This is a genomic window from Diaminobutyricimonas sp. LJ205, from assembly GCF_009755725.1.
Lineage (GTDB): Bacteria > Actinomycetota > Actinomycetes > Actinomycetales > Microbacteriaceae > Ruicaihuangia.
The window spans coordinates 2,606,433-2,625,244 of sequence record NZ_CP046619.1 but is presented as its reverse complement, the minus strand read 5'-3'; the positions used below and the strand labels follow the sequence as shown (position 1 = coordinate 2,625,244).

Sequence of the window (18,812 nt, the reverse complement as noted above, 5' to 3'; positions counted from 1 at the left end):
TGCTCAGTCCCTCGTCTGGGGGGTAAGTTCGCGCTCAGAAAGCGCCGCGCGCGCGGCGCCCGACCCGAGGGAGCCGCGAATGCGGAATCGAACGCTGTCACTTCTCGCCGGGGGAGCCATCACGGCTCTCGTCCTCACGGGCTGTGCCGCAGGCACCGGATCCAATAACGAGGACGACACCGACTACGACCCTGACGCCACGCTCAGTGGAGAGCTGGACATCATGGGCTTCGGCGCCGGCGATGAGATCGGCTTGACCCGGTTCGACCTGGCTGCTGAGGCATTGGGTGAGGATGTCGAGCTGAACCTCATCGAGGGCGACCTCGACATGCAGCAGTTCCTCTCGTCAGTGGCCGCCGGCGACCCGCCCGCCTTGGTGTACGCGAACCGGGACCAGATCGGCTCACTTGCCGCACGCGGGGCGATAATCTCGCTCGACCGCTGTATCGAAGGCGAAAACATCGATACCGACCAGTACCTCGAATCGGCTCTGGATCAGGTCACCTTTGACGGCAGCGTGTATGGGATCCCCGAGTTCAACACCGTGCAGCTGACGATGGCGAACCAGTCATTGCTGGATGCCGCGGGCCTCACCATCGCGGATGTCAATGGCTCGAACTGGCAGGCGATCACCGCGGCCAACCAGGCCCTCATGCAGCCGGGAAGCGTGATCGGTGTCGACACGAAGCTGCCCGAGTTCCTGCCGCTGTGGGCCAAGGCCAACGGCGCCGACCTCATCTCCGAAGACGGCAAGACGGCTCAACTGAACGATCCGGCCGTAGTCGAAGCGCTCGAATTCGCGGTGAGCATTTACGACGCGCAGGGCGGATTCAGCTCGGTGAAGGCGTTCCGTGACTCGGCGGACTTCTTCGGAGAAGGCAACCAGTACGCCACCAACACGCTGGGATCCATGTGGATGGAGCAGTGGTACATCAACGTGCTGAACGACGTGTCGGCTGATGCCCCAATGGCCTTCGACACCTACCGCACCCCGCAGGGCGAACCGCTGGCATACGCCGCCGGTTCGGCCTGGGCGATTCCCGCAGGCACCGACACCGCCGCCGCGGCATGCCGGTACGCGAAGGTGATGACCGAGGTGGACAGTTGGATCGCCGCCGCACAGGCGCGCCTTGATCTGCGCACCGAAGAGGGCAAACCGTTCACCGGTGTGCTTACCGGCAACGAGGTCGCGGACGAGCAGATTCGCGAGATGGTGACCTCTGGTGGCGAGCCGTGGGACTCGGGTGTCGCCGCCATGTACGAAGCGAACGACAACACCTTCTCGCTTCCGGCGAACCCGGCCGATGCCGAATTCAAGTCGGCGTGGCAGGACGCAGTGAACCGAGTACTCAACGGACAGGACGACCCGCAGACAGCTCTCGATACCGCCCAGGAAGAGGCGCAGAAGGCACTCGACGAGGCGTGGGAATCCATGGAGAATCGCGAGGGCTAAGTCATGACGGCCGTCACCGGACAGCGCAGGGTCCCGCCCGCGACACGGACGGCCGCGCGGCGAAGAGCGAAGCGACGTAACCTCGGCGCGGCGCTGGTCTTCCTCAGCCCGTGGCTTGCCGGCTTCCTGATCTTCACCGCGTGGCCGATCATCTACAGCGGCTACCTCTCGCTGACCGACTACGACGTGATCAACGATCCGAACTTCGTTGGATTCGAGAACTACGTCACGCTCTTCGAAGACCCGAAGATCGCCCTGGCGCTCACCAACACCATCCTGTTCACCGCCGTCCAGGTGCCGCTCTACGTCATTGTGTCTTTGGCGCTCGCCGTGCTGCTCAACCAGGCCGGGCGTTCATCCGGGTTCTATCGCACCGTGTTCTTCCTGCCGAAGATGACGCCGCCGGTAGCCGTCGGAGTGCTGTTCATCCTGCTGTTCAACGGGCAGAACGGCCTGATCAACATGGTCCTTGGATGGTTCGGCATCGATGGTCCCTCCTGGACCACCGACCCGGCGTGGGTGAAGCCGGGCCTGATCATCATGAGCCTGTGGACAGTCGGGGCATCCGTCATCATCCTGCTGGCCGCGCTGCGCGGCGTCCCGGCCGAGTTGTATGAATCCGCGCGCATCGACGGCGCCAACTTCTGGCAGCAGACCGTGCGGATCACGGTGCCGATGATCAGCCCCACGATCTTCTTCATCGTCGTGGTGAACACCATCGCCGGCCTGCAGACCTTCGACGAGGCGTACACCGCATTCTTCGGGTCGGGCAACACCACCTACAGCAATGACGCGGCACTGTTCTACGTCATCTACCTGTTCCAGCAGGCATTCCAATTCCTGCACATGGGGTACGCCTCCGCGATGGCCTGGGTGCTCTTCCTGGTCATCATGGCGATCACCGCCATCCAGATGTGGCTGTCCCGACGGTACGTCTATTACGAACAGGCCCCCCGATGACTACCACCATTCGCAACCGGGCCGCTGTCCTCGGCACCATCAAAACCGGCGACGCGGTCGCCGTCACCGCCCGCCGCCGACGGCCGAAGCGCCTGGTCACCCGGATCATCGTTGCGACCCTCCTGGTGCTGCTCGCCGTCGTCTTCATCTACCCGTTCATCTGGTTGATCAGCGCATCGTTCAAGCCTCGCGGTGAGGTGTTCGACAACGCGCTCATTCCGAACACTTTCACCTTCGACAACTACATCGCGGTGTGGCAGGAGGCCCCGCTCGCGGTCTGGCTCGTGAACACCGTGATTGTCACCACGCTTGCCGCCGTCACCGTCACGGTGTCGAGTGCGATGGTCGCCTGGGGATTCTCGTACTTCCAGTTCCGTGGCCGCAATGCGCTGTTCGCCCTCGTGCTGGCCACGATGATGCTGCCCGGAGCGGTCACCATGATCCCCACCTTCCTCATCTGGAACGGGCTCGGGATGACCGGAACGCTGACCCCACTGTGGGCAGGCAACCTTTTCGGCAGTGCGTTCTACATCTTCTTGTTACGTCAGTTCTTCCTCGGCCTGCCGCGGGAGCTGTTTGAGGCGGCGCGGATCGACGGTGCCGGGAACTGGCGCATCTTCATCCAGGTGGCGGCGCCACTGATGAAGCCGGCTCTGACGGTCACGCTGTTGTTCGAGGCGCAGGCGGCGTGGACCGACCTGATGCGAGGCCTGATCTACCTGCGGGACTCGGACACCTTCACCGTTCCCCGAGGGCTGAAAGCCCTCGTCGATCAGTACGGCTTCGGCGGAGAGTGGCACTGGGAGATCCTCGTCACGGCCGCCGTGATCACGACTCTGCCGATGATCATCCTGTTCTTCCTCGGCCAGAAATGGTTTGTCGAGGGCATCGCCACCACAGGCAGCAAGGGCTAGTTTCCCTCAATGCTTTTAGCTTGCTGAGAGTTTTGCACCCCCCGAGCGGGGTGTGGTCAGCATGGGCACTCTCGGGGGCGACCCGAATGGTTCTTCGGATCATCCCACCCCGAATCGAAGAAGGGACCATCATGACGGACACTACGCGGCCGGACTACCCGGGCGGTGGGCAGGGAGTGCCCCCGACGACCGGAGCCAGCGAGGCATCATCGAATCCCTCAGGCACGCAAGGGGGAATGCGCGAGCAGGCATCGGAGCTCGGGCAAGAGGCCAAGGCCTCCGGCCAGCACGTTGCCGGGGTCGCCAAGGAAGAAGGCAAGCGTGTCGCCGGCGAGATCAGCGATCAGGCGCGACAGCTCTACGATCAAACGCGCGGTGAGCTGAAGGACCAGGCAGCCTCCCAGCAGCAGCGTGTCGCAGGAGGTCTACGCAATATCGGCGATGACCTGGTGCAAATGCGCGACGGCTCGCCGCCGAGTGAAGGCATGGCCCGGGACCTCGTCACGCAGGCATCAGAGCGTGTGAGCGCCATCGCGGACTGGCTTGAAGCCCGCGAGCCGGGTGACCTGGTCAACGAGGTGAAGTCCTTCGCGCGGCGGAGGCCGGGCGTGTACATCGCGGCCGCCGTCGGTGTTGGCCTGCTCGCCGGACGCCTCACCCGCGCTCTCGTCAGCTCGGCCCGAGACGAGGCAAAGGAATCAGGAACAACCGGTCGGATGCCGGCACCCGGGTCAGCTCCGAGAACTCCGTCGGTGCCGCCACCAGTGAGCGCGCCGCCGACCTCCACGGGGATGCCGGCAACCGGCGGTCCTGGCGGAGTCGGCAATCCCCTCGAGACCGACCCACTTCGACGACCCGGATTGGCTGAGTGATGAGCAACGTTCCCGGAGACTTTCCCGGAGACATTCCCGGAGAGACCCCCGACGACAAGGCCGGCCGCAGTTCGCTCGGTGACCTGCTCGGCGAGGTGACCCGTGACGTGTCCACGCTTATGCGGCAGGAGCTCGAACTCGCGAAAGCTGAACTTCGCGAGACAGCGACCAAAGCCGGCCGCAGCGCGGGCATGTTCGGCGGCGCCGGAGTGGCAGGGCTCATGGCACTGTCCTTCCTGTCGGTCGCCCTCTGGTGGGGGCTCGGTTACCTCATGGGCAATGCGTGGTCCGCGGTCATCGTGGCCGTGATTTGGATCATCATCGCCCTCGTGCTGTTTTCCATCGCGCGCCGCGAGATGAAGGCCGTGCGCGGGATGCCGAAGACGGTCGACAGCCTCAAGCAGATTCCGGACACATTGAAACGAGATGAGGAAATCCGATGACTACCAATAACCCGGATGAAATCCGCGCCGACATTGAACGAACCCGTGCCGAGTTGGGCTATGACGTCGACGTTCTAGCCGACAAGGTGACTCCATCGAAGATTGTCGGGCGCCAGACCAGTCGAGTCAGGGATTGGGTCACCAGAGGCAAGGATCGAGTGATGGGAGCGGCGTCTGATACCTACGAGAGTGGGGCGTCCAAGATGTCGGAGGCCGGTGAGGCTATCGCGGATGCGCCACACGCGGTCGCCCGGCAGGCTCAAGGCAACCCGCTCGCCGTCGGCCTGATCGCTCTCGGCGTCGGTTGGCTTGTCTCCTCGCTGATTCCGTCGAGTGAGAAGGAGAAGGAGTTGGCGTCGACCGTGAAAGAGGCGGCCGAGCCCCTCACCCATGAGGTCACCGACGCGGCGAAGGAAGTGGCCGAGCACCTCCGCGGTCCCGCCGAAGAATCGGTGGACGCGGTCAAGGGCGCCGCGACCGACGCTGCCCAGCGGGTGAAGGAGGAGGGAACCTCCGCAGCCTCCGACCTGCAGGAACACACCAAGCAGTCGATGGGCGACCAGCCGCGCAATCCCTGATCTACTGCGGTAGGTCGGCGAGCCCGTAGTCGGCTAGATCGAGCACCGGTGGGAGTTCCGCCAAACGTTGCAACGCCGCTCGAAGCGCGTCAACGTAGACGGACCCACCGGCGCTCGTCGCGTGGATCTGGTCTCCGGCGAGCAGATCCAGGCGAGGAGCGATCGCGTCCCGCCAGTTCGCGAGTTCGATGTCCCGATAGCGATCGGCGTAACCGTGCAGTGCCTCATTGACACCATCGGTCCAGTGTCGGGGTGCCTGCACGTTCACGAGCACCAGCTGGCGCTCGGGCCCGATGATGCTGCGCACCTCGTTCAGCGTGTCTGTGGTGATCGAGCCGTTGGTGCCGAGACCGAGCACGACGATCGGACGCAGCGCTCCGGAATCGCGGAGGGACTGCAGGATGCCGGGCGCCTCACGCATCTGCCGGGAGACCACGGCGTCGACGCTGATCCCAGGGAACGACTGCTGCAACTCCGGGACCACGGCGAGCATCACCGAGTCCCCGACCGCGGTGATCTGCTCACCGCCGGGCAGCGGCTGCGGGGCATCGGGAGTCGGTTCGGGGCTCGGGGCTGAGAGCGCCTGCTGCCCGGCCTCGATCACCTGTTGGGCGCTGCCCTGCCCCGGGTCGGTCGCGATCGCCGCGACGGTGGCGGCACTGAACGCCATGGTTGCGGCGGTGACACCGGCCGCGGCGGCCATCCGCCAGCTCGGCCTGCGCCACCAGCGCAGGTAACCACGCAGGCTGGCCCGGAGCCCGCGCCTGCGGATCGGTTGCTCGACGAAGCGGTACGACAGCACCGCCGCCGCCACACTGATGGCGAGCGCAACGATGCCGAGCAGCCAGTGACCCGCGGGGTCCTGATGCCAGGCCGGAACGGCGGCGCTGAGCAGCACGAGCACAGGCCAGTGCCAGAGGTACAGGCCGTAGCTGCGCTCGCCGAGCCACCGCATGGGCCGGTTGTCGAGCCACTCGCCGATGCGCGCGCCGGGCGTGATCGAAGCGGCAATGACCGTCGTGGTGAGCACGGCGACCAGAAACAGGCCGCCGCGGTACGGGAACGCAGTGTCTGCGGGCATCAGGATGGCGAGCGCCACCAGTCCGAGCAGGGCGGGACAGCCGGCGGCGGTCAGGGCCAGTCGCAGCGGGCGGGGCCACTCCAGTTCCCGCTGCGGCCAGCGCGCGCTCGCGAACGCCAAGGCGGCCCCGAGAAGCAGACCGAAGCTGTGCGTGTCGGTACCGAAGTAGACGCGGGTCGCGTCATCCGGCACCGCGAGCACGGCCATGGCGATCGCCGACGCCAGAGTCAGGCCGAGCACGATGCTGGTGCGGATCTGGCGACGTCGGCGCGGGATCGCGAGCAAGGCGAGGACGGCGAGCGGCCAGAGCAGGTAGAACTGTTCCTCCACCGCGAGCGACCAGAGGTTGCGGAATAATTCGGGGGTGGTGTCGGCGAAGTAGCTGGAGCCGTCAGCGATGGACAGCCAGTTGAAGCTGAAGGTGGTAGCGCCGAGCACCTGCCAGCCGAGCTTGACCAGAACGTCGCCACCGATCAGCCATGCGATCCCGCCGCAGACCACGACCAGCAGTCCGATGGCGGGCAGCAGGCGCCTGGCCCGTCGTCGCCAGAAGCTGCCAAGGGCGATCCGGCCGGTGCGCTCATGCTCACGCAGCAGCAGCGTGGTGATCAGGAAGCCGCTGATCACGAAGAAGATGTCGACCCCGAGATATCCGCCGGGCAGCAGCAGCGGGAACAGGTGGTAGACGAGCACGAGAACCACCGCGACGGAGCGCAAGCCGTCCAATCCGGGGATGCGCGATCGGGCGGCCGGAGCGGGCGCCTGAATTGAGGGAAGCGAGGGTTTCGTCGTCATGATCTGTGGGCCAATAAAGCCTACTTGAGGGTTGCTGCGGAGCCCGGGCTGCTTCCGGAGAGCTGACCTAGACTCGCTGAGTGGATTCCGAGACCCCGACCATACGTCTCCGACTCGACGTGGCCTACGACGGCACGCGGTTTTCCGGATGGGCGAAGCAGCCTGGCTTCCGCTCCGTCCAGGGGGAGATCGAGACCGCGCTGGCTACCGTGTTCCGCCGCTACGGACCGCCGCCACACCTGACCGTCGCCGGACGCACCGACGCCGGCGTCCACGCCACCGGGCAGGTCGCCCACCTCGACCTCACGCAGGAGCAGTACGCCAGCCTCGAACGGCCGCGACAAGGTCATCGTGAGACGCCTCGCAAAGCACCGGATGCGCTGCGGAAACGGCTGAACGGCATCGCCGGACTGAACAGCGATCTGCACATCTCCCGCGTGCTCCGCGCTCCCGAGGGATTCGACGCCCGGTTCTCGGCGACCTGGCGCCGCTACGAGTACCGGATCGCCGACATCCGCGCCACCCGCAACCCGCTGCTGCAGAACCACACCCTCTGGTATCCCGCCGAGCTCGAGGAAGTATCGATGGATGCCGCGGCGGGCAGCCTGCTCGGGCTGCATGACTTTGCCTCCTACTGCAAGCCGCGGGAGGGTGCCACCACGATCCGCACCCTGCAGGAGTTCGGCTGGCACCGGCAAGGTGACGGTGTGCTGATCGCTACCGTGGTCGCTGACGCGTTCTGCCACAGCCAGGTGCGGTCGCTGGTCGGTGCCTGTGTCGCCGTCGGTGAGGGCAAGCTCCAGGTGGACGACCTGGTCCGTCTGCGCGACGCCCGTGAGCGCAGTAGTGAGTTCAAGGTCATGCCGGCCAAGGGGCTCACCCTGCTCGAGGTCGGCTATCCCGCCGACGACGAACTGGCCGCGCGGGCCGTGCAGACCCGCGGCCTGCGCGTGCTGAGCGAACCGCCGCTGTCCGTCGACTGACGATTCGATTCACCCGGGCCACGCCCCATTCGCTGATCGAGCTTGCCGAGATCTCGACGGGCTCGATTAGGCGGTGATGTAAAAAACTCTTGACATGGTGTTCGCTGCGCTTTACATTTGCTGTGTAAACAATTCTTGACACCAACCACCGGGAGCATCCGTGACATTCGAAGAACGCCGCGCATGGATCGAGGGCATCGTCGCCGTCGTCACCTACATCGGATACGTGATCGTCGTCCTCAGCCAGGCCGGCGGCCAGCCGCTCACTGAGGCGCAGTACATCGCCCCCATGTTCTGGGCGATCGGCATCTCGATCGTGCTGTCCATCATCGTGGGCATCGCCGTGTCAATCGGCCGGTCCAGCAAGGTCGACCAGCGTGACCGGGAGATTTACCGGCTCGGCCAATTCATGGGGCAGGGCTGGATCGTGCTCGCCGGGGTTGGCGCCTTGCTGTTGGCGATGGTCGAGGCCGACTACTTCTGGATCGCCAACGCGATCTACCTTGGATTCACCCTGTGGGCGATCACCTCCTGCATCGCCAGGGTCATCGCCTACCGCGGAGGCTTCCAGAAATGGTGAAGCCAACCAGCGTCACGAACGCGATCCGCCAGCTGCGCTTCGCCAACGGCGAGATGACCCAGGCAGAACTGGCCGACCGGGTCGGGGTCACCCGACAGACCATCATCGCCATCGAGCAGGGCAAGTACTCGCCGTCGCTCGAGATGGCATTCCAGATCGCGCGGGTGTTCCGCGCACCACTTGACGATGTGTTCCAATACCCAGAAGGAGAGCAGGAGCAATGAAGACCCTGACCCGTATGAAGGCAATCACCTACGACACCTATGGCGGACCCGAGGTTCTCCGAGTCAGCGAAGTCGAGCCGCCGACCGTTGCCGAAGACAAGGTCCTGATCCGCGTGCACGCCGCCGGTGTCGATCCCGGCGCCTGGCACATGATGACCGGGCTGCCGCTGGCCGGTCGGCTGGCCTTCGGGCTGTCCAAGCCCAAGAATCCGGTTTTGGGGATGGATGTCTCCGGCACCGTGGTCGCGGTCGGCGCGAACGTCACGAAGTTCGTCCCTGGCGATGAGGTGTTCGGAGTCGGCGCCGGCTCGTTCGCCGAGTACACCCCCGCAAAGGAGCGCCAGCTCGCCAAGAAGCCGGCAGCACTGAGCTTTGAGCAGGCGGCTGCGGTGGCCATCTCATCGACCACGGCCCTGCAGGCCCTGCGCGACGCGGGCCGGCTGACCGGCGGCGAGCGCGTGCTCGTGATCGGTGCATCCGGCGGCGTCGGATCGTTCGCGGTGCAGATTGCCAAGGCGCTTGGCGCGGCATCCGTGACCGGCGTCTGCAGCACGCGAAACGTTGATCGGGTCCGTGCGCTCGGCGCCGATGAGGTCATCGACTACACGCGGGAGAATCTCGCCGAACGTGCTCGCGATTTCGACCTCGTGATCGACATTGCAGGCAGTCGACCGCTCGCTGACCTGCGTCGCATGCTGGCGCCGAAGGGCACGTTGGTCCTCGTCGGTGGCGAGGGCGGCGGCCGGATGATTGGAGCGGTGAGCCGCAACCTGCAGTCGCTCATCCTCAGCCCCTTCATCAGCCAGCGCCTCACCGGACTGCTCGCGCTCACCAAGGCCGACGACCTCGAGGTGGTGCGCGAACTGATCGAGCAAGGCAAGGTGGTTCCGCTCATGGATCGCACCTACCCGCTGGAGCAGGCCGCCGAGGCCATCCGGTATCTCGCCGAGGGGCACTCCCAGGGGAAGATCGCGCTGAGTGTTTCCGCTGGTTGAGGAGTGCAGCACATGAAGGGGCCGGCCGGGGTATCTCCCCGACCGGCCCTTTCGCGCTACGACTGCAGCGGCTAGTGCTGCGCCTCCGCCTTGATGCGGCCAACGAACAGCGAGAACACGACACCGATCAGGCCAATGATTCCGCCGACGATGAACGCAGTTTGCGCTCCTTCGGCCTGCGCCAGGGCAGCGCCGGCGCCCGCGGTGGCCGCGATACCGGCGCCGATGGTCATCCCGGCAACGAGCACGGCCGTGCCGGCGGCACCCGCCAGCTGCTGCAGCGTGTTCATGATCGCGCTGCCGTGGGGGTACAGGCGACGCGGCAGCGAGCCGAGCGCGACCGTCATGAGCGGGGTCATGACCATCGACATGCCGATGCAGAACACGAAGTGCATCGCGACGACAAGCATGACCGGGGTGTCGGTGCCGACCGTGCTCAGCCAGAACTGGCCGCCCGCCATCAGGATGATGCCCGGGATGACGACGGGCTTGGGGCCCACCTTGTCGTAGATCTTGCCGGCGAACGGAGACAGGATGCCCTGGATCAGACCACCGGGCAGCATCATCAGACCGGTGGTCATGATGCTGACATCGAGTCCGACCTGCAGGTAGATCGGCATCACCACGACGGTGCCGAGCATCATGGCCATCGCGGTGATCACGACAATCACCGAGAACCGGAAGTTGGACACGGCGAAGGGCCGCAGATCCAGCAGCGCTGAGTCGGTCTTCTGCAGGCGCACCTGGCGGGTGACGAACCCGACCAGCGCGATGAGTCCCACGACCAGGGCGACAACCGGGGCAAGGTCGCCGCGGATGATCAGGCTGATCGAGGACAGCGCGTAGACCAGGCCACCGAAACCGATCGCCGACAGGATGATCGAGAACACGTCGATGCGCGCCCTGATTGTTTCGTTGTCGGTGCGGATCAGGGCGATGCCGAGCACGAAGACGATCGCGCCGACCACCAGCATCATCCCGAACATCCAACGCCAGTCCAGCGCGTCGACGATGATGCCGGCGAGGGTGGGACCGACGGCCGGCGCCATCGAGATCACGACGGAGTTCAGGCCCATCATCACGCCGCGCTTCTCAGGCGCGACCGAGGTGAGCGTCGTGGTCATCAGCAGCGGCAGGATGATCGCCGTTCCTGCGGCCTGCACGACACGGGCGATCAACAGAACGACGAAGCTCGGCGCGACGATCGCGATGATCGTGCCGACGATGAACAGCAGGAGCGCGGCCACGAACAGGGCTCGTGTCGTGAACCGCTGGATCAGGAAGCCGGTGGTCGGGATGACCACGGCAAGGGTCAGCATGAACCCAGTGGTCAGCCACTGAGCCGTGGCCGCCTCGACGCCGAACTCGCCCATGATCGGAGGCAAGGCCACGCTGAGCGCCGTCTCGTTGAGCATCATGATGAACGCGGAGATCACCAGGACGGCGAGCACGGGTCCGACCCGGCGGGTCACCTTTTCCGTCTCGATGGCGGATGGGATTCCCCCGGCCAGGGGCTCTTCCCGGTTCTGAACGTCAGTCATCTGTACCTTTCCTCTGCGCAAGCGAACGCATCATTATGTCACACTGCGACATAGTGGCAGAGTGTGTCATTTGATGATCGTGCCGTGAATAGAACCGCGTGCTAAGAAGGACCGCATGACCGACGACGCCACCCCCGACCTGCTCACGAGGCGCCGTCTCGATACCCATCAGGAGATCCACCAGGCGACCCTCGAGCTCTTCGAGGCGCAGGGGGTGCGCGAGACAACGGTGCAGCAGATCGCCGACCGGGCGGGGATATCGGCGCGGACGTTCTTCCGCTACTTCACTTCAAAAGAGCAGGCGGCGCTGCCCGGCCAGCGCCGGCTGCTCGCCGCGATCGACGCGCTCGAAGTACCGGATGCCGACCTCACGGCTGTCCTGCGGGCGGTGGAGTCGGCGACCGAGGCCGCGATCGGCGGCGAGAATGACCCGGAACTCGAGGAGCACCGCAGGGTCGCCCGGTTGCTCGCCCGCGAGCCCGACCTCCAGATGCTCGCAGCCTCGCAGGAGCAGGAGCTGACGAACCGACTGCGCGCCCGGCTCACCGAACAGCTCGAGGGACAGGATCCGACATCCCTGCTCCTGATCGCCGAGATTGCGGTCGCCGTCTGGCGCACCAGCTGGGATCGGTGGGGCGAATCGGTCATCGAGGGGGAGGCCGGCGATCCCGTCGAGTACTACCGCGCCTGCCGGGAAGAGCTTCGACGCATCGTCGGTTGAGCCCGCGAAGCGCGCTCCACCGCGCTGAATTGACCGGGCGAGACAGACCGCTTAGGATAGCTCCTTGGTGTCCGCGTCATCTGCCGCGACACACGAACGTGAGCCCTCCACCATCCGTGTTCTCCTCACAGAACACACCCGGAGTGGGATTCACGAACACCTCCGTTCGATAGAGAAAGCAGCCACTACAGTGACGCGCACCTTTAGCCCCAAGCCCGCTGACGTCCAGCGCGAATGGGTCATCATTGACGCCGCCGACGTCGTGCTCGGCCGTCTGGCCAGCCACACCGCAGCCCTGCTGCGCGGCAAGCACAAGCCGACCTTTGCTCCGCACATGGACATGGGCGACTTCGTCATCATCATCAACGCCGACAAGGTTGCCCTGACCGGCTCCAAGCTCGAGCAGAAGAAGGCGTACCGCCACTCGGGTTACCCGGGCGGCCTCACCGCCACCACTTACTCGGAGATGCTCGAGAAGCACCCCGTGCGCACGGTCGAGAAGGCTGTCCGCGGCATGCTGCCGAAGAACTCGATCGGCCGGGCCCAGCTGAAGAAGCTCAAGGTTTACGCGGGCCCCGAGCACCCGCACGCTGCCCAGCAGCCCAAGACGTACACCCTCGACCAGGTCGCCCAGTAAGCGCGCCGGATAGGTAATAAGGATTATTTCCATGGCGAAGATCGCAGACTCCATCGACCAGGCTCCGGAGAGCTTCACTACCGAGACCCCCGCTGAGGAAGCCCCCAAGGCTCCGCGCGCGGTGCTCAACGTCTCAGGTGCGGCTGTCGGCCGCCGCAAGCAGGCCATCGCCCGCGCGCGCCTCGTTCCCGGCAACGGTGGTTTCACCGTCAACGGCCGTGCTTTCGAGGACTACTTCCCGAACAAGCTGCACCAGCAGCTGATCAACGACCCGTTCAAGGTGCTCGAGCTCCTCGGCAGCTACGACGTCGTCGCGAAGATCACCGGTGGTGGCCCCTCGGGTCAGGCCGGCGCGCTTCGTCTCGCGATCGCTCGTGCGCTGAACGAGATCGACCGTGAGAACAACCGCCCGACCCTGAAGAAGGCTGGCTTCCTCACCCGTGACGCGCGCGTCATCGAGCGCAAGAAGGCCGGTCTCAAGAAGGCCCGCAAGGCTTCGCAGTTCTCGAAGCGCTAATCCCCGCTCGCGTAGATGCCGAGATTATTCGGAACTGACGGGGTCCGGGGCCTGGCCAACGGTGATCTCACCGCTGACCTGGCCCTGGGCCTCGCCCAGGGCGCTGCCGTCGTCCTCACCCAGGGCCGGCAGGCCGAAGAACGTCGTGCGCAGGGCCGCCGCCCGATCGCCGTCGTTGCCCGTGACCCCCGCGTGTCGGGTGAGTTCCTCACCGCCGCGGTCTCCGCCGGGCTCGCCAGCTCTGGCGTCGACGTGCTCGATGCCGGAGTCATCCCCACCCCCGCCACGGCATTCCTGATCGCCGACATCGGCGCCGACTTCGGCGTGATGATCTCGGCCTCGCACAACCCCGCCCCGGACAACGGCATCAAGTTCTTCGCGACCGGCGGCACCAAGCTTCCCGACGTCGTCGAGGACCGCATTGAAGCCGCCATGGCGGCCGAGAAACTCGCCCCGACCGGCGCTGGAGTCGGCCGCATCCGGCGCTTCGCCGACGCGGAAGACCGCTACGTCGTGCACCTGCTGGGCAGCCTGCCGCACCGGCTCGACGGCATCCACGTCGTGCTCGACTGCGCCCACGGCGCGGCCGCCGGGATCTCGCCCCAGGTGTTCACGGATGCCGGCGCTCGCGTCACCGTGATCGGCGCCGATCCCGACGGCATGAACATCAACGACGGAGTGGGCTCCACCCACCTCGACAACCTCGCCGCAGCCGTGCTCAAACACGGCGCCGACGTCGGCATCGCCCACGACGGCGACGCCGACCGCTGCCTCGCCGTGGACGCTGACGGCAAGATCGTCGACGGCGACCAGATCATGGCCATCCTCGCCATCGCCATGGCCGAGCGCGGTCACCTGAACGACAACACGCTCGTCGCCACCGTGATGAGCAACCTCGGCCTGCGCCGCGCCATGGCCGCGAACGGCATCACCGTTCGCGAGACCAAGGTCGGCGACCGGTACGTGCTCGAGGACCTCAACGAGCACAACCTGTCGCTCGGCGGTGAGCAGTCCGGGCACGTGATCATGACCGAGTTCGCCACCACCGGCGACGGCATCCTGACCGGCCTGCACCTGGTGGCCGAGATGGCGCGCACCGGCAAGTCGCTCGCCGAACTCGCGTCGGTGATGACCGTCCTCCCGCAGGTTCTCGTTAACGTGCGCGGCGTCAACCATCACGGTTTGGGCGCGGACGAATCCGTTGCCCAGGCGGTGGCCGAGGCATCAGCTGAACTGGGCGACACCGGCCGGGTGCTGCTGCGTCCCTCGGGAACCGAGCCGATGGTCCGGGTCATGGTCGAAGCGACCGAGCAGTCGACTGCCGATCGCATCGCGAACGGCCTGGCCGACGTCGTCCGCGAGCGTCTTTCACTGTAGCCCCGCGCGGCCGGTTGTCACTTCTCGACTGCGCGGCGTAACCTTCCACTAACCCAGCAACGGAGCTGGGGAGCGATCCGCGGCCACAAGCGGCGGCGCTTTGACAGTGGGAGACAACGGTGCCTACAACTGTTTCACGTGATATCCGCACGCCCGACAACCTGCACGGGAGCGACGATGTCGTTCAGCTCCTGACGCCCGCAGGTGAACGGGTGCCGAATCCGACGTACGACCCATGGGTCGACGACGTCACCGATGAAGCGCTGATGACGTTCTACGAGGATCTCGTCGTCATCCGCCGCATCGACACCGAGGGGATCGCCCTGCAACGGCAGGGACAGCTGGGACTCTGGCCGCCGCTGTTGGGCCAGGAAGCCGCCCAGGTCGGTTCCGCCCGGGCGCTTCGATCGGATGACTTCGTCTTCAGCTCCTACCGCGAGCACGGGGTCGCCTGGTGCCGCGGCGTGGACCTGACCGACTTGCTGCGCATGTGGCGCGGATCGTCGAACTCCGGCTGGGACCCGTACAGCATCAACATGGCCACGCCGGCCATCATCATCGGCGCACAGACGCTGCACGCCACCGGCTACGCGCTCGGCTGCGTCAAGGACGGCGTCGACTCCGCGACGATCGCCTACTTCGGCGACGGCGCCACCAGCCAGGGTGATGTCAGCGAGGCGATGGTGTTTGCCGCGAGCTTCCAGGCGCCGGTGGTGTTCTTCTGCCAGAACAACCAGTGGGCGATCTCCGAGCCGGTCGGCCTGCAGGCACGGCGACCGATCGCCGACCGCGCGCCGGGCTTCGGCATCCCGAGCATCCGCGTGGACGGCAACGACGTGCTGGCCGTGCTGGCGGCGACCCGGGTCGCGCTCGATCGCGCCCGGCGCGGTGACGGGCCGAGCTTCATCGAGGCGGTCACCTATCGAATGGGCCCGCACACGACCTCCGACGACCCCACCCGCTACCGGGACACCGCCGATCTCGCCGAATGGCAGACCCGGGATCCGATCACCCGGCTGGGTGCGTTGCTCGAGGCCAAGGGGGTCACCGGATTCGAGGAGCGCGCGAAGGAGCGCGCCGACGTGGCAGCCGAGCAACTCCGCTCCGGATGCCTCGCGCTCGAGTCGCCGGAACCGTTGAGCGTCTTCGACAACGTCTACGCGACCCCGAACTCATGGCTCGAGCGGCAGAAGAGCCAGTACGCCGCCTACCTCGGCCAGTTCGACGGGGAGGCCTGATGCTGCAGCAGGCTGATACCGCCACGTCGACGCAGAAAAGCACGCGGTCGCTCGCCCAGGCAATCAACAGCGGGCTGCGGCACGCCCTGCAGGATGACCCGAAGGTCGTGCTGTTCGGCGAGGACATCGGCCAGCTCGGTGGAGTGTTCCGGGTCACCGACGGGCTGCAGGCCGAGTTCGGAGCCGACCGGGTGATGGATGCCCCGCTCGCCGAATCCGGCATCATCGGCACCGCCGTCGGCCTGGCGTACCGCGGCTACCGGCCGGTATGCGAGATCCAGTTCGACGGTTTCATCTACCCGGCTTTCGACCAGATCGTCACCCAGGTGGCCAAACTCCACTACCGCACGCAGGGTGCGGTGAAGATGCCGATCACCATCCGGGTGCCCTATGGCGGAGGAATCGGCGCGGTCGAGCATCACTCCGAGTCGCCCGAGGCGTACTTCGTGCACACCTCCGGGCTGCGGGTGATCAGCCCGGCAACACCGCAGGACGCGCACACGATGATCCGGCTGGCGATCGCGTCGGACGACCCGGTGCTGTTCTTCGAGCCCAAGCGGCGCTACTGGATGAAGGGCGAGGTGGACGAGGCGGCATCCGGCGATCTGGAGACCGCCCGCATCGCCGCCGAGGGAACGGATGTCACCCTGGTCGCGCACGGCGCGCTGGTGCCGACCGCGCTCGACGCAGCGATCGCCGCCCAGGCCGACGGTGTCTCGATCGAGGTCATCGACCTGCGTTCGCTGTCGCCGATCGACTTCGCCACGCTCGAGCGGTCGGTACGCAAGACCGGCCGGCTGGTGATCACGCACGAGGCGCAGCAGTTCGCCGGAATCGGCGCGGAGATCGCCGCGAGCATCACCGAACGGTGCTTCGACTGGCTCGACCATGCGCCCGCCCGCGTGACCGGCTTCGATACCCCGTATCCGCCGGCGGCGCTGGAGGAGTACTTCCAGCCCGACCTAGACCGCATTCTGGACGCCGTCGACCGAGTGCTGCGCCGCCCGAACTCGCTCACCGGCTGGAAGGAGACCCGATGACCGCCAACCGCGACTTCGCACTCCCGGATTTGGGTGAGGGTCTCACCGAGTCCGAGCTGGTTGCCTGGAAGGTGGATGTCGGCGACACGGTCGAACTGAACCAGATCATCGCCGAAGTCGAGACCGCGAAGGCCCTTGTCGAGTTGCCATCGCCGTTCGCCGGAGTGGTCAGCAAGCTGTATGCCGAGCCGGGGACCACGGTGACGGTCGGGTCCCCGATCGTCGCGTTCGAGGTGGCGGATGCTGCGGCCGCGGCGGCAGCGGAGGGGGAGCCGGCGGCGGAGGCAGCGGCGGAGTCGCCCGCTGAGTCCCCAGCTGTCGTCGAGGGGGAGTCGGACGAGGCCGCAACGCCGCAACGTGAACCGGTGCTCGTCGGCTACGGACCGGCAGTCGCCTCCGGAGCTCGTCCGCAGCGTCGGGCGAGGCGCGGTTCGTCCTCGCTGGACGAGCAGCCTCCGCAGGATGAGCAGCGCCCGCTGGTCGAGCAACGCCCGCCGGTCGAGCCTGCCGAGACCCAGCCCCCGTTGGTCGAGCCTGCCGAGACCCAAACGTCGCCGGTCGAGCCTTCCGAGACCCCCACCGAAGCACCACGCTCCACCCCGCCAGTCCGCAAGCACGCCCGCGACCTGGGCATCGACCTCACCACCATCATCGGCACCGGAGAAGCCGGACTCATCACCCGGGAAGACGTCGACCGCGCGGCCAGCGGGGTCTCGACGGGCTCGACCGGCGGTGGGGAAGCGTCCAGCGCTGGGGGAGCGACCCGCGGTGTGGGTGAGCTTCGCGGGGCCGACGCCGGCGGAGGAGGCGAGCGCGAGTCGCGCACTCCGATCGCCGGTGTGCGCAAGGCCACCGCCGCGGCGATGGTGCAGAGTGCGTTCACGGCTCCGCACGCGGCAGCCCAGCTGACCGTAGACGTGACGCCAACTCTCGAACTGATCGAGACGCTCTCGGGCAAGCGCGAGTTCACTGGCATCCGATTCACCATCCTGACCGCAGTCGCCAAGGCGGTCTGCATCGCGGTCGGGCGAAACCCTTCGGTGAACGGCCGCTGGGACGACAAGGCGCAGGAGATCGTCGAGCACCATTACGTGAACCTCGGGATTGCGGCGGCGACCCCGCGCGGACTGATCGTTCCGAACATCAAGGACGCGCACAGGCTCACCCTGCCCGACATGGCGCGTGCGATCGGCGAGCTCGTTGAGACGGCGCGCTCCGGCAAGGCGAGCCCCGAGCACCTGCGTGGCGGCACGCTCACGATCACCAATGTGGGGGTCCTCGGAGTGGACTCGGGTCTGCCGATCCTGAACCCGGGAGAGGCCGCGATTCTGGCGATCGGCGCCGTGCGGCGTCAGCCGTGGGAGCACCGCGGCGAGATCGCGCTGCGGAGTGTGATGACGCTCACCCTGTCGTTCGACCACCGGCTGGTGGACGGCGAGCAGGGATCGCGCTTCCTGGCGGATGTCGGTGCGATCCTCGCCGACCCCGCGATGGTACTGACGATGGTGTGACCGATCCGGTGGGCGAGGTGAGCGGCCGCCACATCCGCTGGTCGAGCCTGCCGAGACCCCGGCACATGGCGAGTCTGACGGCCGATATGGCGGAGTTTTTTGAAAGTGCAGGAGAAGAACTCCGCCATTTCGTGCACATTGGTGAAAAACTCCATCATTCCGGCGATGCCCGTTGTGGTCAGGAGCGGGGACAAGTCCGCCGCGCCTGTCACGACCGGAGGAGAACGCCGGTTCGGGAGGATCAAATCGGCGAAAACGTCCTCCCGAGAGACTGAAGTCCGCCCGAGCGGGGTCTCGGCAGGCTCGACCAGCGGAAGAGCAGGCTCGACCAACGGAGAGTGGGGCTCGCCCA

The 18,812-nt window shown here is 66.4% G+C and carries 20 protein-coding genes; 18 read left to right on the top strand and 2 right to left on the bottom strand.

The window, feature by feature from the left end:
- Positions 1 to 79 precede the first annotated feature (79 nt).
- The 6 genes from GO591_RS12800 (at position 80) to GO591_RS12775 (ending at position 5,220) form a co-directional block, all read left to right on the top strand.
- Positions 80 to 1,453 carry an ABC transporter substrate-binding protein gene (locus GO591_RS12800; protein WP_157157173.1) on the top strand — a complete coding sequence of 458 codons (1,374 nt, stop codon included), beginning with the start codon at positions 80 to 82 and terminating at the stop codon, positions 1,451 to 1,453.
- A 3-nt stretch (positions 1,454 to 1,456) separates the two neighbouring features.
- Positions 1,457 to 2,413, top strand: coding sequence for a carbohydrate ABC transporter permease (locus GO591_RS12795; RefSeq protein ID WP_157157172.1), 957 nt, complete (start codon positions 1,457 to 1,459; stop codon positions 2,411 to 2,413).
- Positions 2,410 to 3,327 carry a carbohydrate ABC transporter permease gene (locus GO591_RS12790; RefSeq protein ID WP_157157171.1) on the top strand — a complete coding sequence of 306 codons (918 nt, stop codon included), beginning with the start codon at positions 2,410 to 2,412 and terminating at the stop codon, positions 3,325 to 3,327. The genes GO591_RS12795 and GO591_RS12790 overlap by 4 nt, the downstream gene beginning before the upstream one ends.
- A 131-nt stretch (positions 3,328 to 3,458) precedes the next feature.
- On the top strand, positions 3,459 to 4,199 hold the full coding sequence (locus GO591_RS12785; RefSeq protein ID WP_157157170.1) for a hypothetical protein: 741 nt from the start codon (positions 3,459 to 3,461) through the stop codon (positions 4,197 to 4,199).
- Entirely contained in the window at positions 4,199 to 4,642 is a 444-nt protein-coding gene (locus GO591_RS12780; RefSeq protein WP_157157169.1) for a phage holin family protein, read from the top strand. The genes GO591_RS12785 and GO591_RS12780 overlap by 1 nt, the downstream gene beginning before the upstream one ends.
- A complete protein-coding gene (locus GO591_RS12775; RefSeq protein WP_157157168.1) occupies positions 4,639 to 5,220 on the top strand; it encodes a DUF3618 domain-containing protein in 582 nt (193 codons plus the stop codon). The genes GO591_RS12780 and GO591_RS12775 overlap by 4 nt, the downstream gene beginning before the upstream one ends.
- Before the next feature lies 1 nt (position 5,221).
- Here the strand turns inward: GO591_RS12775 and GO591_RS12770 are convergent, their stop codons facing one another.
- A complete protein-coding gene (locus GO591_RS12770) occupies positions 5,222 to 7,096 on the bottom strand; it encodes an acyltransferase family protein (protein WP_157157167.1) in 1,875 nt (624 codons plus the stop codon).
- An 80-nt stretch (positions 7,097 to 7,176) separates the two neighbouring features.
- On the opposite strand from GO591_RS12770, the gene truA reads away from it, so the two are divergent.
- From truA to GO591_RS12750, 4 genes are all read left to right on the top strand, one after another.
- On the top strand, positions 7,177 to 8,079 hold the full coding sequence (truA, locus tag GO591_RS12765) for a tRNA pseudouridine(38-40) synthase TruA (RefSeq protein WP_232466179.1): 903 nt from the start codon (positions 7,177 to 7,179) through the stop codon (positions 8,077 to 8,079).
- 160 nt (positions 8,080 to 8,239) lie between these two features.
- The gene (locus tag GO591_RS12760; RefSeq protein ID WP_157157166.1) at positions 8,240 to 8,659 is read left to right on the top strand and encodes a hypothetical protein; all 420 of its coding nucleotides are present in this window, start codon (positions 8,240 to 8,242) and stop codon (positions 8,657 to 8,659) included.
- A complete protein-coding gene (locus tag GO591_RS12755) occupies positions 8,653 to 8,883 on the top strand; it encodes a helix-turn-helix transcriptional regulator (protein WP_157157165.1) in 231 nt (76 codons plus the stop codon). Before GO591_RS12760 ends, GO591_RS12755 begins: the two co-directional genes overlap by 7 nt.
- Positions 8,880 to 9,878, top strand: coding sequence for an NAD(P)-dependent alcohol dehydrogenase (locus GO591_RS12750; protein ID WP_232466178.1), 999 nt, complete (start codon positions 8,880 to 8,882; stop codon positions 9,876 to 9,878). Before GO591_RS12755 ends, GO591_RS12750 begins: the two co-directional genes overlap by 4 nt.
- A gap of 71 nt (positions 9,879 to 9,949) precedes the next feature.
- Here GO591_RS12750 and GO591_RS12745 read toward each other — a convergent pair whose 3' ends face one another.
- On the bottom strand, positions 9,950 to 11,419 hold the full coding sequence (locus GO591_RS12745; RefSeq protein WP_157157164.1) for an MDR family MFS transporter: 1,470 nt from the start codon (positions 11,417 to 11,419) through the stop codon (positions 9,950 to 9,952).
- 115 nt (positions 11,420 to 11,534) lie between these two features.
- Between GO591_RS12745 and GO591_RS12740 the strand changes: the two genes are divergently transcribed.
- From GO591_RS12740 to GO591_RS12705, 8 genes are all read left to right on the top strand, one after another.
- A complete protein-coding gene (locus GO591_RS12740; RefSeq protein ID WP_157157163.1) occupies positions 11,535 to 12,140 on the top strand; it encodes a TetR family transcriptional regulator in 606 nt (201 codons plus the stop codon).
- A gap of 190 nt (positions 12,141 to 12,330) precedes the next feature.
- A complete protein-coding gene (rplM, locus tag GO591_RS12735; RefSeq protein WP_157157162.1) occupies positions 12,331 to 12,777 on the top strand; it encodes a 50S ribosomal protein L13 in 447 nt (148 codons plus the stop codon).
- A gap of 31 nt (positions 12,778 to 12,808) precedes the next feature.
- Positions 12,809 to 13,294: a 30S ribosomal protein S9 gene (rpsI, locus tag GO591_RS12730; protein WP_157157161.1), complete on the top strand. Its 486-nt coding sequence runs from the start codon at positions 12,809 to 12,811 to the stop codon at positions 13,292 to 13,294.
- Between the two features lie 15 nt (positions 13,295 to 13,309).
- Entirely contained in the window at positions 13,310 to 14,671 is a 1,362-nt protein-coding gene (gene glmM / locus GO591_RS12725) for a phosphoglucosamine mutase (RefSeq protein WP_157157160.1), read from the top strand.
- Between the two features lie 119 nt (positions 14,672 to 14,790).
- A complete protein-coding gene (pdhA, locus tag GO591_RS12720; protein WP_157157159.1) occupies positions 14,791 to 15,909 on the top strand; it encodes a pyruvate dehydrogenase (acetyl-transferring) E1 component subunit alpha in 1,119 nt (372 codons plus the stop codon).
- Positions 15,909 to 16,949, top strand: a complete 1,041-nt coding sequence (locus GO591_RS12715; RefSeq protein ID WP_157157158.1) for an alpha-ketoacid dehydrogenase subunit beta — start codon at positions 15,909 to 15,911, stop codon at positions 16,947 to 16,949. The genes pdhA and GO591_RS12715 overlap by 1 nt, the downstream gene beginning before the upstream one ends.
- Positions 16,946 to 18,460, top strand: a complete 1,515-nt coding sequence (locus GO591_RS12710; RefSeq protein WP_157157157.1) for a dihydrolipoamide acetyltransferase family protein — start codon at positions 16,946 to 16,948, stop codon at positions 18,458 to 18,460. The genes GO591_RS12715 and GO591_RS12710 overlap by 4 nt, the downstream gene beginning before the upstream one ends.
- A complete protein-coding gene (locus tag GO591_RS12705; RefSeq protein WP_157157156.1) occupies positions 18,457 to 18,735 on the top strand; it encodes a hypothetical protein in 279 nt (92 codons plus the stop codon). Before GO591_RS12710 ends, GO591_RS12705 begins: the two co-directional genes overlap by 4 nt.
- Positions 18,736 to 18,812: the final 77 nt, after the last annotated feature.

Bases quoted from the DNA above. Each gene is read 5' to 3' on its own strand.
- GO591_RS12710 (WP_157157157.1), top strand. From the start codon at position 16,946: ATGACCGCCAACCGCGACTTCGCACTCCCGGATTTGGGTGAGGGTCTC.
- GO591_RS12745 (WP_157157164.1), bottom strand. From the start codon at position 11,419: ATGACTGACGTTCAGAACCGGGAAGAGCCCCTGGCCGGGGGAATCCCA.
- GO591_RS12740 (WP_157157163.1), top strand. From the start codon at position 11,535: ATGACCGACGACGCCACCCCCGACCTGCTCACGAGGCGCCGTCTCGAT.
- rpsI (WP_157157161.1), top strand. From the start codon at position 12,809: ATGGCGAAGATCGCAGACTCCATCGACCAGGCTCCGGAGAGCTTCACT.
- GO591_RS12750 (WP_232466178.1), top strand. From the start codon at position 8,880: ATGAAGACCCTGACCCGTATGAAGGCAATCACCTACGACACCTATGGC.
- GO591_RS12780 (WP_157157169.1), top strand. From the start codon at position 4,199: ATGAGCAACGTTCCCGGAGACTTTCCCGGAGACATTCCCGGAGAGACC.
- glmM (WP_157157160.1), top strand. From the start codon at position 13,310: ATGCCGAGATTATTCGGAACTGACGGGGTCCGGGGCCTGGCCAACGGT.
- GO591_RS12770 (WP_157157167.1), bottom strand. From the start codon at position 7,096: ATGACGACGAAACCCTCGCTTCCCTCAATTCAGGCGCCCGCTCCGGCC.
- GO591_RS12795 (WP_157157172.1), top strand. From the start codon at position 1,457: ATGACGGCCGTCACCGGACAGCGCAGGGTCCCGCCCGCGACACGGACG.
- GO591_RS12800 (WP_157157173.1), top strand. From the start codon at position 80: ATGCGGAATCGAACGCTGTCACTTCTCGCCGGGGGAGCCATCACGGCT.
- GO591_RS12785 (WP_157157170.1), top strand. From the start codon at position 3,459: ATGACGGACACTACGCGGCCGGACTACCCGGGCGGTGGGCAGGGAGTG.
- GO591_RS12790 (WP_157157171.1), top strand. From the start codon at position 2,410: ATGACTACCACCATTCGCAACCGGGCCGCTGTCCTCGGCACCATCAAA.
- GO591_RS12715 (WP_157157158.1), top strand. From the start codon at position 15,909: ATGCTGCAGCAGGCTGATACCGCCACGTCGACGCAGAAAAGCACGCGG.
- GO591_RS12755 (WP_157157165.1), top strand. From the start codon at position 8,653: ATGGTGAAGCCAACCAGCGTCACGAACGCGATCCGCCAGCTGCGCTTC.
- GO591_RS12775 (WP_157157168.1), top strand. From the start codon at position 4,639: ATGACTACCAATAACCCGGATGAAATCCGCGCCGACATTGAACGAACC.